Annotated in this window: 17 protein-coding genes; 12 read left to right on the plus strand and 5 right to left on the minus strand. The window is 43.2% G+C overall.

Annotation, left to right across the window (positions count from 1 at the left end):
- Positions 1-99: 99 nt before the first annotated feature.
- Positions 100-618, minus strand: a complete 519-nt coding sequence (gene def, locus AC5W2J_RS09945; RefSeq protein ID WP_496059312.1) for a peptide deformylase — start codon at positions 616-618, stop codon at positions 100-102.
- Between the two features lie 258 nt (positions 619-876).
- Here def and AC5W2J_RS09950 point away from each other — a divergent pair, with 258 nt between their 5' ends.
- From AC5W2J_RS09950 to lpdA, 5 genes are all read left to right on the plus strand, one after another.
- On the plus strand, positions 877-1,527 hold the full coding sequence (locus tag AC5W2J_RS09950) for a YkyA family protein (RefSeq protein WP_496059313.1): 651 nt from the start codon (positions 877-879) through the stop codon (positions 1,525-1,527).
- A gap of 524 nt (positions 1,528-2,051) precedes the next feature.
- Positions 2,052-3,092 (plus strand): pyruvate dehydrogenase (acetyl-transferring) E1 component subunit alpha, encoded by a 1,041-nt coding sequence (pdhA, locus tag AC5W2J_RS09955; RefSeq protein WP_496059657.1) that lies wholly within the window; start codon positions 2,052-2,054, stop codon positions 3,090-3,092.
- A 3-nt stretch (positions 3,093-3,095) separates the two neighbouring features.
- On the plus strand, positions 3,096-4,073 hold the full coding sequence (locus AC5W2J_RS09960) for an alpha-ketoacid dehydrogenase subunit beta (RefSeq protein WP_496059314.1): 978 nt from the start codon (positions 3,096-3,098) through the stop codon (positions 4,071-4,073).
- A gap of 116 nt (positions 4,074-4,189) precedes the next feature.
- Complete coding sequence (locus AC5W2J_RS09965; RefSeq protein WP_496059315.1) at positions 4,190-5,506, plus strand: dihydrolipoamide acetyltransferase family protein; 1,317 nt, start codon at positions 4,190-4,192, stop codon at positions 5,504-5,506.
- A 2-nt stretch (positions 5,507-5,508) separates the two neighbouring features.
- Entirely contained in the window at positions 5,509-6,921 is a 1,413-nt protein-coding gene (lpdA, locus tag AC5W2J_RS09970; RefSeq protein WP_496059316.1) for a dihydrolipoyl dehydrogenase, read from the plus strand.
- Positions 6,922-7,022: 101 nt separating this feature from the next.
- Here lpdA and AC5W2J_RS09975 read toward each other — a convergent pair whose 3' ends face one another.
- Positions 7,023-8,612: a glycine betaine uptake BCCT transporter gene (locus tag AC5W2J_RS09975; protein WP_496059317.1), complete on the minus strand. Its 1,590-nt coding sequence runs from the start codon at positions 8,610-8,612 to the stop codon at positions 7,023-7,025.
- 294 nt (positions 8,613-8,906) lie between these two features.
- On the opposite strand from AC5W2J_RS09975, the gene AC5W2J_RS09980 reads away from it, so the two are divergent.
- Both AC5W2J_RS09980 and AC5W2J_RS09985 read left to right on the plus strand, forming a co-directional pair.
- Complete coding sequence (locus tag AC5W2J_RS09980) at positions 8,907-9,710, plus strand: polysaccharide deacetylase family protein (RefSeq protein ID WP_496059318.1); 804 nt, start codon at positions 8,907-8,909, stop codon at positions 9,708-9,710.
- Between the two features lie 143 nt (positions 9,711-9,853).
- Positions 9,854-9,979, plus strand: coding sequence for a GapA-binding peptide SR1P (locus tag AC5W2J_RS09985; RefSeq protein ID WP_496059319.1), 126 nt, complete (start codon positions 9,854-9,856; stop codon positions 9,977-9,979).
- A 26-nt stretch (positions 9,980-10,005) separates the two neighbouring features.
- Here the strand turns inward: AC5W2J_RS09985 and AC5W2J_RS09990 are convergent, their stop codons facing one another.
- Positions 10,006-10,956 (minus strand): DMT family transporter, encoded by a 951-nt coding sequence (locus AC5W2J_RS09990; RefSeq protein ID WP_496059320.1) that lies wholly within the window; start codon positions 10,954-10,956, stop codon positions 10,006-10,008.
- Between the two features lie 70 nt (positions 10,957-11,026).
- On the opposite strand from AC5W2J_RS09990, the gene AC5W2J_RS09995 reads away from it, so the two are divergent.
- The gene (locus AC5W2J_RS09995; protein ID WP_496059321.1) at positions 11,027-11,602 is read left to right on the plus strand and encodes a helix-turn-helix domain-containing protein; all 576 of its coding nucleotides are present in this window, start codon (positions 11,027-11,029) and stop codon (positions 11,600-11,602) included.
- A gap of 25 nt (positions 11,603-11,627) precedes the next feature.
- Here the strand turns inward: AC5W2J_RS09995 and AC5W2J_RS10000 are convergent, their stop codons facing one another.
- A complete protein-coding gene (locus AC5W2J_RS10000) occupies positions 11,628-13,103 on the minus strand; it encodes an aminotransferase class I/II-fold pyridoxal phosphate-dependent enzyme (RefSeq protein WP_496059322.1) in 1,476 nt (491 codons plus the stop codon).
- 95 nt (positions 13,104-13,198) lie between these two features.
- Between AC5W2J_RS10000 and AC5W2J_RS10005 the strand changes: the two genes are divergently transcribed.
- Complete coding sequence (locus AC5W2J_RS10005; RefSeq protein WP_496059323.1) at positions 13,199-14,161, plus strand: NAD(P)H-dependent flavin oxidoreductase; 963 nt, start codon at positions 13,199-13,201, stop codon at positions 14,159-14,161.
- Position 14,162: 1 nt separating this feature from the next.
- Positions 14,163-14,441: a UPF0223 family protein gene (locus tag AC5W2J_RS10010; protein ID WP_496059324.1), complete on the plus strand. Its 279-nt coding sequence runs from the start codon at positions 14,163-14,165 to the stop codon at positions 14,439-14,441.
- 43 nt (positions 14,442-14,484) lie between these two features.
- Here the strand turns inward: AC5W2J_RS10010 and AC5W2J_RS10015 are convergent, their stop codons facing one another.
- Positions 14,485-15,126: a YktB family protein gene (locus AC5W2J_RS10015; RefSeq protein WP_496059325.1), complete on the minus strand. Its 642-nt coding sequence runs from the start codon at positions 15,124-15,126 to the stop codon at positions 14,485-14,487.
- 198 nt (positions 15,127-15,324) lie between these two features.
- Here AC5W2J_RS10015 and AC5W2J_RS10020 point away from each other — a divergent pair, with 198 nt between their 5' ends.
- Positions 15,325-15,513 (plus strand): YkzI domain-containing protein, encoded by a 189-nt coding sequence (locus AC5W2J_RS10020; protein WP_496059326.1) that lies wholly within the window; start codon positions 15,325-15,327, stop codon positions 15,511-15,513.
- Positions 15,514-15,697: 184 nt separating this feature from the next.
- On the plus strand, positions 15,698-16,495 hold the full coding sequence (locus AC5W2J_RS10025) for an inositol monophosphatase family protein (RefSeq protein ID WP_496059327.1): 798 nt from the start codon (positions 15,698-15,700) through the stop codon (positions 16,493-16,495).
- Positions 16,496-16,579: the final 84 nt, after the last annotated feature.

Here is a 16,579-nt window from a genome sequence, read left to right on the forward strand (position 1 = left end):
GAAACAATTAAATCTCTCAAAAAAAAAAGAAAATCCCTTTCACTGCTCTCCCCCGGCGCAGTGTGAATAGCTGCGGGGCAGAAATGAAAGGGGTCTTGGTTAATTGGACTCTTCTTCAATTCTGTCATAAAACATGATGCCGTCAAGGTGGTCCAGCTCGTGCTGAAAGGCAATAGAGGGAAGACCTCTGAGCCGAAGGCGGATTTTTTCATTATCCATAGTATACGCTTCTATTGTAACACGGGAATAGCGGGGAACCTCTCCCTCTATTTCTCTGTCAACAGAAAGGCAGCCTTCTCCCCCTTCTAAATGATTGAGTTCCACAGAATGGCTGACAATTTTTGGATTAACTAAACCGTAGCTGTATAATTTATCTTTATCATCAGTAAGATGAAGGGCAAACATACGTTTATTAATTCCTAATTGAGGAGCGGCGATGCCTACTCCGGAACGCAGATCGTATTTCTCTGCAATGTCGTCATCCTGCGAGTTTTTGAGAAACTCAAGCATGTCTTCCAAGGTTTTTTTGTCTTCAGCTGACAAGGGCAGCTGAACAGGCTCTGAAATTTTGCGCAGAGCAGGGTGACCTTCACGGACTATGTCATTCATTGTTATCATTATTTGTGCCTCCTGCGTGAACTGTCCCCATTAAATGAAGAGGACCCGCTGATTTATCTATAGAATAGTATAGCAAAACAGACCCTATTACAAAAGAAAAATCATTTCCGGGCAGATCGTTCGAAAACAATAGTATATGGAGAGATACGTTAAGAAATGTGGAATACAGGGGGTTGTGCCTTTGATTTATTGATTTCCCTATTTTTTTCCTATATGATAAATAAATAGCAGAAATTTAAAGGATAGAAAGGAAAGATTATGCCCTTACATAAAAAAACAGCAGTTACGTACACGGCTTTAGGCGCAGCTTTATTACTAGGAGGCTGCGGAGGGAGCTCTGAAGAACAAATGCAGAACAGCCTGGAAGGGGCAGCGGAAGCAGAGGAAGAATTTGCAGAGCAGCAGCAGCCGATGATGGACCTTCACGAAGAGGAGCAGAGTTTGTTTGCCTCCATGCAGGAGCTTACAGTAGACGAGATGGATGAAATAGAATCGCAGTCTGAAGAAGCTGTCAACCTGGCTGATGAACGGGAAGGTCATCTTGAAACAGAAAAAGAGAGTATTGAGAATGCCTATGATGAATTTCAGCAGGGAATAGAAAACGGGGAAGATGCAGAGGCGGATCTAAGCTCTGAGCTTGCTGCCGCCCGTGAGTCCATGGAAGGACGCTACAATGCCTACCAGGAACTTCATGACGCGTACTCCGAAGGTATTGAGCGCGACAAGGGGTTGTATCAGGCGATGACTAACGAAGACCTTACAATCGACGACCTGCAGGAGCAGATTGACCAGGTGAATGAATCCTACACGATCGTTACCGAACAGCAGGAGCAGTTTAACACTTACACGGACCAGTATAATGAAGCGAAAGCATCCCTTTATGAAGCTGCTGACCTGGAGCAGGAATAAAAAATCAACCTGAATGGACGATGCATTCAGGTTTTTTCTATAGAATATCGGGGAATGAGAAAAGTTGAATATTGTTGCCTATCTGTATTAACACCTAAAAAAGAATATATCGCTCTTAATCGGAAAACCTGTTAGTGTCGGGGAAGGAAATGATATATAACAGTTTGTAAAAAGACGCATTGAGGATAATTGGAAATTGTGCTGAAAAGCCTATAGTTAAAAAGGATTGACTAACCTTTTTAATATAGTATATTCTATCAATATAGCGTTATTGTTATAATCCTTATTTCTTTTCTAGTGAGACAGTTTCCGCAAAATGATAAATGCAATAACAGGTTATCTTTTCTTCGAAGTAGGGTAGTAAGTTTAGAGTTAAAGCATCTAATAGATACAGGCTTCAATGACGGCCGCCTATTTGGAATGAAGAGGAAATTGTTTTAATAGAAAATAATCGAACAATTAGGAAGGTAGAGGTGACTGCAGTGGCTGAAAAAACACTGGCAAATATCGAAGATCAATTCGAAATGTTTCAAATCCTCAATGAAGAAGGCAAGATTGTAAACAAAGATGCTCTTCCGGATTTATCAGATGAAGAGCTTCAGGAATTAATGAGAAGAATGGTTTATACAAGAATATGGGATCAGCGTGCCATCTCTCTTAACAGACAGGGTAGACTGGGATTCTATGCGCCGGTAGCGGGGCAGGAAGCATCCATGCTTGGTTCACAGTTCAGTCTTGAAAAAGAAGACTGGATTCTGCCTGGATACCGGGACATTCCACAGATGGTATGGCACGGTATGTCTCTTCATCAGGCATTTCTTTTCTCCCGTGGACACTTTAAAGGCGGCCAAATGGCAGAAGGACTTAACCTTGTTATGCCTCAGATCATTATTGGAGCGCAGATTATCCAGACTGCCGGTGTAGCATTAGGCTTAAAGCGCAGAGGCAAAGATAACGTTGCAATTACTTATACCGGTGACGGCGGAGCCTCTCAAGGAGACTTCTACGAAGGTATGAACTTTGCAGGAGCATATAAAGCTCCGGCCATTTTCGTTGTACAAAATAACTACTTCGCTATTTCTGTTCCTGTAGAAGAGCAGTCTGCTGCTAAAACAATTGCCCAAAAAGCAGTTGCCGCAGGAATCAACGGTATTCAGGTAGATGGCATGGACGTTCTTGCTGTATATGCAGCAACGAAAGAAGCCCGCAAAAATGCATTGGAAGGCACTCCTACTCTTATCGAAACGCTTACGTACAGATACGGACCGCATACGATGGCTGGTGATGATCCTACAAGATACAGAACATCCGAGCTTGACAGCGAATGGGAAAAGAAAGATCCTATTGTACGCTTTCGTAAATACCTGGAAGGCAAAAAGCTCTGGTCGGAAGAAGACGAAAATAAAGTAGTCGAAAAAGCTAAAGAAGAAATCAAAGTAGCAATCAAAGAAACAGATGAAGTAGCTCCTCAAAAAGTAACAGACTTGATCGGCAATATGTTTGAAGAGCTTCCAGCGAACCTGCAGAAGCAGATGGATGAATATAAAGAGAAGGAGTCGAAGTAAGCTATGGCGCAAATGACGATGATTCAGGCTATTACCGATGCGATGCGTACGGAGCTGAAAAACGACGAAAATGTCTTAGTTTTCGGCGAAGATGTCGGTAAAAACGGTGGAGTATTTAGAGCAACAGAAGGACTTCAGGATGAATTCGGCGAAGAGCGTGTATTTGATACACCTCTTGCTGAATCCGGAATCGGCGGGCTTTCAATCGGCCTTGGACTTACCGGTTTTCGTCCAGTAATGGAAATCCAGTTTTTTGGATTTGTATTTGAAACAATGGATGCCGTAGTAGGACAGATGGCCAGAATGCGTTATCGTTCAGGCGGTCATTACAACATTCCAGTAACAATCCGCTCTCCTTTTGGAGGCGGCGTAAAAACACCTGAGCTTCATGCGGACAGCTTGGAAGGCCTAATGGCCCAATCACCAGGTGTACGTGTTGTAATTCCTTCCACTCCTTACGATGCGAAAGGACTTCTTATCTCTTCCATTCGTAATAATGACCCTGTCATATTTTTGGAGCACATGAAGCTGTATCGTTCTTTCCGTGAAGAAGTACCGGAAGAAGAGTACACGATTGACCTTGATAAAGCTGACATCAAGCGTGAAGGAAAAGATGTAACGATTATCGCTTACGGCGCAATGGTGCACACGTCCCTTAAGGCAGCAGAAGAGCTTGCCGAAGAAGGCATTGAGGCAGAAGTGATTGACCTTCGTACGATCAGCCCGATTGACATGGACACTATTCTTGAGTCTGTGAAGAAAACAAACCGCGCGGTCGTTGTACAGGAAGCACAAAAAATGGCCGGTATTGCAGCAAACGTAGTATCAGCTATTACAGACGAAGCAATTCTTCATCTGGAAGCACCTGTTCTCCGTGTAGCAGCTCCTGATACTGTATTCCCATTTGCCGCAGCAGAGGACGTATGGCTGCCAAATGAAACAGATGTTAAAGAGCGCGTAAAAACAGTTATTAACTTCTAAATAGAGCAATTTCAAGAAAGCAGGCTGAAAAAGAAATCAGAAACAAGGTTTCCTTTTTCAGTCTCTTTTATCCTTTATATAAAAAATGATAGGTAGCAGAAAGGGAGGCAATTATAGTGGCTTTCGAATTTAAATTACCAGATATTGGTGAAGGTATCCATGAAGGCGAAATCGTAAAATGGTTCGTCAAAGCAGGAGATACCGTCAAAGAAGACGATATACTCGTTGAAGTACAAAACGATAAAGCTGTAGTAGAAATTCCTTCTTCAGTGGACGGAACGGTTAAAGAAGTAAGAGTAGATGAAGGTGTGACAACTACTGTAGGTGAAGTCATTCTTGTAATAGACGATGGCAGTGAAGAAGCACCGGCAGAAGAAGCACCTAAAGAAGATAAAGGCAAATCAGGTGAAGAACAGAATGCAGAAAATCCTGCAGACGAGACAAAAAAACAGCCTGATGAACAGCCTTCCGAACAGCCGGCGGCTGAAAAAACAGAAGAAGACGACGATTCCAGAGTAATCGCGATGCCTTCTGTACGTAAGTTTGCCAGAGAAAAAGATGTTAACATCCGTAAAGTCAGCGGAAGCGGCAAAAACGGACGTGTACTAAAAGAAGATATTGAGTCCTACTTGAGCGGCGGACAGGAAACACAAGACACGGCATCAGAGTCTGCTGAAGCGAAAGAAGAAAGCAAGCCGGCTTCTAAAGCTCCTGTTTCCCAGAATACAACAGAACTTGAAGAGCGCGTACCAATGAAAGGCATTAGAAAAGCTATTGCCAAAGCAATGGTTAATTCTAAGCACACGGCTCCTCACGTAACGCACATGGATGAAATTGATGTAACCAATCTTGTAGCAAACCGCAAAAAGTTTAAGCCGATTGCAGCAGATAAAGGTACAAAGCTTACGTATCTGCCATATGTCGTTAAAGCACTAACTTCTGCTCTAAGAGCATATCCTTCATTAAATGCATCAATTGATGACGAAAACCAAGAAATTGTTTACAAAAACTATTATAATATAGGTATTGCTGCAGATACTGAGCAAGGACTGGTTGTTCCTGTAGTAAAAGATGCGGATCGTAAATCAATCTTCATGCTTGCTGACGAAATTAACGAACTGGCTGTAAAAGCCCGTGACGGCAAGTTGAGCTCTGATGAAATGAGAGGCGGCACCAGTACTATTTCCAACGTAGGATCTGCTCAGGGTCTCTGGTTTACTCCAGTTATTAACCACCCGGAAGTAGCTATTCTTGGTATTGGTCGTATCGAAGAAAAGGCCGTTGTACGTGACGGAGAAATCGTCGCTGCTCCAATGCTTGCTCTTTCATTAAGCTATGACCACAGATTAGTGGACGGCGTTACAGCTCAAAGCGCATTGAATCACGTGAAGCGTCTATTGAATGATCCAGAACTAATCATCATGGAGGGATAAGAATGGTAGTAGGAGATTTCGCAGAAGAAGTAGATACACTGATAGTAGGTTCAGGTCCAGGGGGCTATGTTGCAGCAATTCGTGCAGCACAGCTTGGACAAAAAGTAACAATTGTGGAGAAGGGTGAAATAGGCGGTGTCTGCCTTAACGTCGGATGCATTCCTTCCAAGGCATTGATTGAAGCCGGCCACCGTTTTCATGCTGCAGAACACGGCAGTGAAGATATGGGTATCGCTACAGAAAAAGCGACAGTAGACTTCTCTAAAGTCCAGGAATGGAAAGCCGGCGTAGTGAAAAAGCTCACAGGCGGCGTTGAAGGACTTCTAAAAGGCAATAAAGTCAACATCGTACAGGGAGAAGCATACTTTTCTGATAAAAATCAGGTTAAGGTTTCTTCTGATGAGTACAACTCGCAGACGTACAAATTCAAAAATTGCATTATTGCTACGGGTTCGAGACCAATTGAGATTCCAACCCTTAAGTATACGGATCGTGTAATTAATTCCACAGGTGCCCTTCAGCTTGAAGAAATTCCTAAAAAGCTGGTTGTCGTCGGTGGAGGATATATCGGTGTTGAGCTTGCTACAGCTTATGCAAACCTTGGCTCTGAAGTAACTATTCTTGAAGGCGAAAAACGTATCCTCGGCGGATTTGAAAAGCAGATGAGCCAATTGGTTGACCGTCGTCTGAAAAAGAATGGTGTTACTGTGGAAACAGAAGCATTTGCTCAATCTGTTGAAGAAAGCAAAGACAGCGTTAAACTTACAGCTGAAGTAAAAGGCGAAGAAAAAACGTTTGAAGCAGACTATGTACTTGTTTCTGTCGGCCGCAGACCAAATACAGAAGAATTAGGTCTGGAGCAGATCGGCGTAGATATTACAGATAGAGGACTTATTAAAATTGATAAGCAGGCCCGTACAAGTGTAGATAACATTTATGCTATCGGCGATATTGTAGATGGTCCTGCTCTTGCTCATAAAGCTTCCTACGAAGGTAAAGTAGCAGCAGAAGCTATCTCCGGCGAAGCTGCTGCTATTGACTACCTTGCTATTCCACTTGTGGCCTTTACAGAGCCTGAGCTGGCAAGCGTTGGTTATACTGAGGATGAAGCAAAAGAAGCTGGTTATGATGCAAAAGCATCCAAGTTCCCTTTCCAGGCGAACGGAAGAGCGCTTTCTCTTAATGATTCAGAAGGCTTTATGAAGCTTATTACCCGTAAAGATGATGGACTGGTAATTGGTGCACATATTGCGGGTCCTAATGCCTCTGATATGATTGCAGAACTTGGCCTTGCCATCGAAGCTGGAATGACAGCTGAAGATGTAGCAATGACTATCCATGCCCACCCAACCCTTGGGGAAATCACTATGGAAGCAGCAGAAGTTGCTATTGGACTGCCTGTACACATTAAATAAAACAGTTCCAGTTAAAGAACGTCCGCTGAACAGCGGGCGTTCTTTTTTTATGCCATAAAAAACCCCGGTTCCTCATAAAGGCACCGGGGTTAAAAGGGGTATTATTTTTTTCCTGCACTAAGATCTTCTTTTTCTTTTTTGATCTTTTCTCTTTCTTCGCGCAGACGTCTGCGTTCGGCCTGATTATTTAATTTATCAGCCTGCAGAATTTCATGTTCCGACTGGAGCGCTTTAAAGAGCGATAGCATCATTGCCAGCATTATGAATGTAAACGGCAGAGCCGCTATAATCATTGCCGTCTCGAGACCGCCTATACCGCCTGAAATTAAAAGCACGGCGGCAGCAGCGGAAATAATGATACCCCATGTAAATTTGACAGAGTTGGAAGGGTTGAGGCTTCCGTTCGTCGTCAACATACCAAGTACAAACGTACCGGAGTCTGCTGAGGTGATGAAGAAAGAAATAATAAGCAGAATGGCGAGAATAAGCGTTATTTCGCTCAATGGGAATTGATCCAGCAAGGAGAATAAGGCAATTTCATCACCCTGATCCACCATGAGGCTGTATAATCCTCCATTATTCTCTCCATCAAGAAAGATAGCTGTTGAACCGAATACAGAGAACCAAAGGCCGCTGAAAATAGTCGGTACAGCAAGAACGCCAATGAGAAACTCACGAATGGTACGACCTCGGGACACCCGGGCAATAAATGTACCAACAAAGGCAGACCATGCAATCCACCAAGCCCAATAGAAAATGGTCCAGCTTTCCAGCCATTCGCGGTCACCGCTGAATGTATTCGTACTGAAACTCATGCTTGGAAGGTTTTGAATGTAGCTTCCAATCGTAGTCGTAAAGGAATCCATAATATATACGGTAGGCCCTAAGATTAATACGAACAGCATAAGCAGGATAGCAAGCACGACGTTTGTCATACTTAAAATTCGAATTCCCTTATTCAAACCAGTCATGGCTGAAGTAAGAAACAGCACGGTGATAACGATAATAACAATAACCTGGGTGGTAGTAGTATTTGTAATGAAATCAAATGTGTACCCCAGACCTCCGGTAACCTGCACGGCACCAAAACCAAGTGAAGTAGCGATACCGAATATTGTCGCAAATACAGCAATTACATCAATCGTCGTCCCAATTGGACCATTTACTTTGTCTCCAATTAATGGACGGAAGGTGGCACTAATAACGCCGGGTGCATCTTTTCTAAACTTAAAGTAGGCCAGTGTGAGAGCAACGATAGCGTATATGGCCCACGGATGAAGTCCCCAGTGGAAGAAGGAATACTGAAGGGCAGCGGCAGCTGCTGCGGTACTTTCTGCTTCCTGGTCAGGAGGACCATAATAATGATACAGTGGTTCGGCTACTCCCCAGAATACAAGGCCGATACCCATACCGGCTGTAAATAAAAAAGCAAACCAGGTAAAATAACTATACTCAGGCCGCTCATCCGGTTTTCCTAATCTAATTTTTCCATACGGGCTGACAATAAGAAATAAGGCAAACAGCAGAAAGATTGTTGCTGCGATTAAGTAAAACCAGCCAAATCGTTCTGAAATATTCGCCTGGATTCCAGTTGTAATGGTATTCACATTTTCAGGAGCAATTACACCCCATAATATGAAAGCAAGTGCAATTGCCAGAGAAATAAAGAACACGGGTGTTAATTTTTTCATAACGGAAGTCAACCACCTTTCTTCATTTTTAGTGTTTCAGCTCGTAATATTATTCCGATTTATGCAAGTATCATGCAAAATCCCTTTAAAGCCACAAAGATTATTATAACATGGCACGGGTATGTTGCAAGCTTAGGACTATGCAGATATGTTCCCGAAAATGTTCAATGCGGAAAATCGAAAAACGAACCTACTACGTACTATCTATATATTTAACAATTTATTCCTAAATGATATAAATAAGCCAGCGGGTTTGATATGATGTAGGTATTCTACAGGCTGGAGGCATACATATTGAAAAAGTTCATGATGATTAGTTTTACGGTGCTTGTTATAGCCGGTTGTTCCAATGGCGATCAAGGAAGTTCTGAAGCAGAAGAGACAGAAGAAGAATCAGAAGCCGCAGTACAGGAAGAAGAGGCTGCAGCGCAGGAAGAGGATTCAGAACAGGAAGAAGCGGAAGATACAACGGTGTATCATGTTAATGAAGCAGATGCTTCGCTTCAGGCGGATGCAGAAACGGAAACCCCCGCTGTTCTCGTAACGATTGATGACGCGCCGGATACATACGGGGTGGAAATGGCTGAAAAGCTGAAAGAACGGGACGTGCCGGCCATCTTTTTTGTGAACGGCCATTTTATTGATGATGAAGAAGGAAAAGAAGATTTGCAGGCAATATATGATATGGGATTTGACATCGGCAATCACACAATGTCCCATCCGGACCTGACCTCTATTTCGGAAGAGGAACAAAGAGCGGAAATTGTAGAGTTAAACGATAAGATAGAAGATATAACTGGAGAGAAGCCGCAGTTTTTCCGTGCCCCGTTTGGCATGAATACAGAGTATTCACAAGCGCTGATGGAAGAAGAGGATATGATCTGGATGAACTGGACATATGGATACGACTGGGAGCCTGAATACCAGAATGCGGAAGCTCTTGCAGACATTATGGTTAATACAGAATTAGTAAGAGATGGGGCTAATTTGTTAATGCATGATAGAGAATGGACTAATGAAGCCATTCCGGAAATTATCGACGGTTTTGAAGAAAATGGCTATGATTTTATTGATCCTGCCACTATTGAGTCAAATTAAATAGCATTCAAGCTGCCCATTTTCCGGGGCAGCTTTTTTAATAAAATAAATAAGTTATACTATTTAGTGTTGACAAAGTAAATGTGACATACTAATATGGAGATACAGTAAATTAAACGCTTACAAAAAAAGGAGAGATAAGTATGGGAACGATTGTATGCCAGGTATGTAATGAAACAATTGAGCACTTTGAAGGTGAAAAGGTTGCGACGCTGTACTCATCTTGTTCTTCATGCGGATCTCAGAAGAAAAATCACGGCGAACGGTAAATATAATCAATTAAACCGGAGGTAACTTACTCCGGTTTTTTTATGTTGCCTTTTATAACCGCAGAAAAGCTGTGCATACTAATGCCTGCAATGATAATAAAAATCCCTATCCATGCGTAAACGTTCGGCATTGGACTGGCCAGAAGCAGCCATTCCCCAAACACAACAAACAAAATCTGCAGGGACTGGGTAGCTTCTACGGAAGCGAGTGCCGTTTTGTTTTTTCTGGCCGCATTTGTTGCGATAAAAAATAATGTAGTCGCAATAACGCCGGAGCAGACAGCTACAATAAACGTTTGAGCCGTTTGGCTGGGAGAAGGCGGACCGGTGAGCACCCATTCGGTTCCCGCCAGTATAAGCCAGACCGGCATTGTACATATAAGCATTCCTAAAATACGCTGGAACGTATCGAGCCTGCCATCACAAAGGTCCATCATCTTCCTGTTTCCAAGAGGATAAGCAAAAGCCGCTGCCAGAACAGGCAGCAGAATGAACAATACATCCCGATAAGCTATGTAGGAAAAAGACTGTGCTTGAATAAGTGCAATGCCGGATAAAATAAAAAGAGAAATCCATAAAGAGCGTACCGGCCATTTGTCCTGCAGCTTTGCTTGACGACCGGAAGCAGAAAGAAAGGGCGCTATCAGCACGCCGGCTACGATCGTAATCTGCCACGCTCCTGCTACAAGCCAGCCGGGCCCAAAAGCGGCTGCATAGGTAAGAGGGGCATAGAACAAAACAAAGCCGACGAAGCTCCATCCTATCCAGGGAATCGGCCTGGCAGCTATTTCAATGAATACTTGTTTCAATCCCCTGCGCAGAAGTACAATAAGAAGAAGAAAGGGAATCATAAATAAAAAGCGCAGGGACGCACTCCATACCCAGCTTCCTCCTTCGAGCTCCATGGAGCGGTTTAATATGAACGTAACAGCAAAAAATAAAGAAGCTAATAGTCCCAGCCCCATCTCGCGCATCATATCACCTCGTTCTGAAAGTTCATTATAATATATCATAAGTTAATTATAATTATAAGAGGGGGCTGAAATAATGAAAGAAGATCCGCTTAAGCTTTCCAAAAAGTTAGGTATAGTACTAAAAAAGCAGCGCAAGGAGCGGGGAATTGGGCTCCAGGAACTCGCAGATATGTCTTCCGTGAGCAGGCTTACGTTGATTAATATTGAGAAAGGGGAGGCCAACCCATCGCTGTCCATTATGTGGAAGCTGGCGAACAGTCTGCAGATTCCGATATCTTCACTGCTGGAGGAAGAAAAAAGCATTACGATATCAAGAAGCGGAAAAGGATACCAGATGCTCAGTGCCAATGAAGCTTGTACACTTGAAACCGTCTTTCACACTTCACATAGTGGAAAGATAGAAATGCACCGGGCTTTTTTGAAACCGGGGGGCAGCTATTTCTCTGAAAGCCATCAACCGGGCGTTACAGAATATGTAACCGTAATGAAGGGGTCTGCTGCAATAATGATAGGAGAGGAAATGGTTGAGCTGAAGCAGTGGGACAGTGTAAGCTTCACCGCAGACGTAGAGCATGGGTATGTAAACCGGGATCAGCAGGAGGAAACCGTTCTGCATTTTGTAATGACGTATGCAGGCAGTACTACATAAAAAAAAGAAGCACATTACTGTGCTTCTAACGAATCGGACGTGTTTCTTTTATAACGCGGATCTTTTCAAGGGTAGCGTCTTCCGGTCCTTGAACAGGGAGTCCTGCGGCTTCATTTTCTTTAATGTAAACAATATTTGTTTCTGTAATAACTTCTCCCGGAAGGAGAACGGGAATACCGGGAGGATAAATCATGACAAATTCAGCAATAATCCGGCCGGCGCTTTCGGCAAACGGAATGGCTTCCGTCGGCGCATAAAAAGCATCGCGCGGAGGGATCGCAAGAACCGGAATATCCGGCAGATGGATAGACACCTGATTTTCCGGCTTTTTCGCTCCAAGAAAAGTTTCCGAGAGGTGTCGGAGAGCTCTCAATAGAAAATCAAGATCATCCTGGTCATCCCCAAAAGAGATAATGCAGAGAATATTGTATAAGTCGGAAAGTTCAATTTCAATATTATACTGAGCGCGAAGCCATTTTTCTACTTCATAGCCGGTCACTCCAAGATTAGTAACGGAAATTAATATCTTGGTCGGATCGAAGGAGAAAGCCGCGTTTCCGTCAAGCATCTCCCGGCCGGGGCAGTAAAGTCCCGGAATGGCGTTAACTTTCTCCCTCACCGAGCCGGCAAGAGCAATCGTTTGTTCAAGCAGACGCTCACCTTGAGTCGCAAGGTATTTTCTTGCGGTATCAAGAGATGCGAGGAGAAGATAGGAAGTGGAGGTAGTAGTGAGCATGCTCATTACAGCCTGCACATGATGCGGATCTACAAGCCCTTTCTTAACGTTTAAAACAGAACTCTGCGTCATGGACCCGCCCAGTTTGTGAACACTGGTGGCAGCCAGATCAGCTCCGGCCTGCATAGCAGAAAGTGGGAGGTCCGGATGAAAATGAATGTGTACTCCATGCGCTTCATCCACTAAAACCGGGATTCCGGCCTGATGAGCTGTATCAACGATCCGCTTTAAATCAGCGGACACACCAAAATAAGTAGGATTGATGACTAACAGTGCTTTCGCATCGGGATGGGCGTTTACAGCCGTTTCTACAGAAGCGGCGGTAACGCCGTGCGAGATCCCGAGTTTCTTATCAAGTTCCGGATAAATAAATACCGGTACAGCCCCGGCGAAAATAATCGCTGACATGATCGATTTATGCACGTTGCGTGGTACGAGAATTTTATCGCCGGGAGCGCAGACAGATAATATCATTGTCATAATGGCTCCGCTCGTTCCCTGAACGGAAAAAAAGGTATAATCAGCAGAGAAAGCAGAGGCTGCAAGTTCCTGCGCTTCATGAATAATGCCATGTGGATGATGGAGGTCATCAAGCGGCTCAATGTTTATTAAATCTATAGATAAAGCATTTTGGCCGATAAAGTCCCGGAACTCCGGATTCATTCCTTTTCCTTTCTTATGCCCGGGAATATGAAAAGGTTTTGGTTCGTCAGCAGCATGCTTTAATAATGCATGAAATAAAGGCGTTTCCCATTGGTTGAGCATATGACGGCTCCTTCTATTAAAAATTCAAAACAAGAAAAAGTATACCAAACATACAGGCTTGTGCAAACAAATTCTATTTACCGGAGGTAGAGATAATGGAATGGACAACTCGTGTTACATCTATGCTGGGCATTGAATACCCTATTATTCAGGGGGGGCTTGCCTATTTAGCCTATTCCGATCTGGCGGCTGCTGTATCAAATGCCGGCGGACTCGGACAGATTACAGCTATGTCGTTAAATAATGAGAAAGAGCTGGTAGAAGAAATCCGGAAAGTCCGTTTGAAAACGGACCGCCCTTTTGGTGTGAATTTTGCTATCGGTCAACACGGCCGTCCTTTTGAGCATATGGTACAGGCAGCTATCGAGGAAGAGGTTCCTGTCATATCGATGACAGGGGGAAACCCAAAACCTATTTTGGATATGCTGAAGCATACAACCATCAAAAAGCTGGTTCTCGTAGCAGCTAAACGCCAGGCAGTGAAAGCAGAAGAACTTGGGGCAGACGCCGTGATGGTTGTAGGCCAGGAGGGCGGTGGACATCTTGGGCGGAATGATACAGGCACAATAGTGCTTATCCCTCAGGTCGTTGACGCGGTTTCTATTCCAGTTATTGCATCCGGAGGTATCGGAGACGGAAGAGGAATGATGGCTGCTCTGTCGCTGGGAGCTGAAGGCATTGAAATGGGTACAAGATTTATCGCTACTAAAGAATGTGTGCACGCTCATCAAACGTATAAACAAGCATTGATAGAAGCAGGTGATGGTGATACGGTAGTAATTAAAAGAACGCTCGGTACTCCTGCGAGAGCTCTCAAAAATACATGGACAGAACAAATATTAGAAGCAGAAAAAGAAACCCCGGCCTATGAACAAATCAAGCACCTGATCAGCGGGGAAGCAAATAAAGCCTATATATACGAAGGAAAAAAAGATAATGGGTTTGGATGGGCCGGCCAGGTTGCCGCTTCTATAGACGACTGTCCCCACGTGGAAACGCTGATTAATTCATTAATCAGTCAGGCAGAACAAATTCGGAATAAGTGGAAAGGAGAATAATATGGAAGAATCAGTAAATATTCCTATTTCAATGGATTGGTCCACAGAAGAAGTAGTGGATGTAGTGGAATTCTTTACAATTATTGAAAAAGCCTATGATAAAGGAGTAAAAAAAGAAGTGCTTCTGGATCATTATAATCGGTTTAAAAAGGTCGTTCCCTCTAAATCAGAAGAAAAGACCTTGTGCAGTGAATTTGAAGGAAAAACGAAAGTATCGTGCTGGCATACTGTACAGGCAGCCAGAAAAGCAGAAAGCGCAGCACTTATTAAAATGAGCTGATAAAAACCCTTCCGGTGTCGATACCGGAAGGGTTTTGTGTAAACTATTGATATTGTTTCTGCTTTTCGAAGGAAAGCTGGTAAAAGGGAATCAACTGCTTCATAACAGAAAGTGCTTCGTTGAAGAAGGCATCGCCGTCCTCGAGGATAGCATCACCTGCCTGATAATGACGGCCGATCAAGAACTCCCCTTTTTTTACATCGCGAAAACGATGCAGCATTTTCGACAGTTCTTCGTCGGACAAGGACTCAAGCGTGAAAGCCTCTTTTTTCATATGATCAGGAGAAAGAACAAAGTCCTGAGGAAGGTTATCAAACAACTCCCGCTGTTCCAGGAAGCGGTCTGCAGCCTTTGCTTTATCAGGCATTTCATAAATAAAAGCAAGCCATACGAAAACATGGTCGTCAAACATACCTACTTGAAAATGAGGATGTTTTTTGTAACCTCTTTTATTATCTGCAATGCCCAGCCAAGTATCGTTGGGTGGATTGACTTTGCGGCGGGCGTGTTTTGCAATATGCAGAAACATTTCTTTATTCAGCTCCATCGTCAGCTCTTCAGAAAGAGCAGTGCCAAGCTGCTGGAATTTAGGCTGAATCCGCTGTTGAATAGCTTCCATCCGGCCTTCGAGTCCTTCAATAGAAAAAGTATTAAAATCGTGTTGTGAGAATCCTGTAAAATCCATGCATACGTCCCCCTTTTTTTCCAATAAATCCATCATATCCGTTATTAAATAAAGTCGCAAATATTAACAGGAGATTTTTTGTTGCTTTTCATTAATCATGTGATATACTATCAGAAACAAAATATCTGAAAATTTTGTTATATGTGCCGATGCAGCCAGGTCCAGAGAATATCCATTTTAAAAAGGGGTGTGGAGACGATGGAACAAGTCATAGAAACGCTGAAAAGAAGAGATGCGGAAGAAAGGATTCCAGTATTGAAGCTTGAAATAGACTATGAACTCGTGACGCTGCATGATGCATTAATACAAAATTGTCTGGATGAAATCGCAAATTGTAAAGCCAGGCTGGAAAATCTTCGTCAAGAGCTTATACGGCTTGAAGTGTAATACAGATATATAACCAATACGTTCAAACAGCACACTGAACAAACCTTTACGTAATTAAACTATTCAATAAATCAGAGTCCGCCTTAGGCGGGCTTTTCTTTTTTTGTGTACTGGAATGACAAGCGACATTTTTCGAGAAATAAGATAAGATGTAGAAACAGACACAATAGTAGGAGTGGTCAAGGTGAGTGTAAACTATTCAGAATTATTACATATAGTGAAAGAATGGGTGGAAGAAGCAGGAGAAACGATCAGGGTCTCCATGGATAAGCCTTTAAATATAGAAACAAAATCCAATGTAAATGATTTAGTAACTGAAATGGATTATCAAACAGAAGCATTTTTTAAAGAAAAAATAGCGACTCATTATCCGGACCATGAAATGCTGGGTGAAGAGGGAACTGGAGAATCACTTCATTCCACCAAAGGAGTGCTGTGGATTATTGATCCTATCGACGGTACGACAAACTTCGTCCACCAGCAGTATAATTTCGCCATATCGATAGGCATTTTCGAAGATGGTATCGGACAGCTCGGACTCGTCTACGATGTAATGAAGCGCGAGTGGTTTACAGCTCTTAAAGGAGAAGGCGCTTTTCAAAATGAAAAAAAATTAGAAAAGAGAAAGCCGGTAACGCTTAATAAAGCAATTATCGGGCTGAACAGCCGCTGGCTTGTATGGGAGCACAAAAATGGCGGCGGGCTGCTTCATGAACTGGTTGACAAATCGAGGAGTGCCCGCTCGTATGGATCTGCTGCTCTGGAGTTATGCTACGTAGCCTGCGGCCGGCTTGATACGTATATTAATCTCCGCCTATCTCCATGGGATTATGCAGGAAGTTTAATTATATTAGAAGAAGTAGGGGCTTCAGCAACTACATTTTCCAATGAAAAACCTTCTTTACTGGAGCAGGGATCCTTTATTGCCAGTGCCCCTGACCTGCATGAAGAACTGCTTGCCTACATGCCGAAAATGAAATAAAAAAAGCCTTTGACAACGTTTTCATATGCGTTTATAATCAAATTAAGTTAATGAAGAGCTACTAAGAGAAGATGAAACCAGTAG

Source organism: Sinobaca sp. SA16-1 (genome assembly GCF_059510515.1).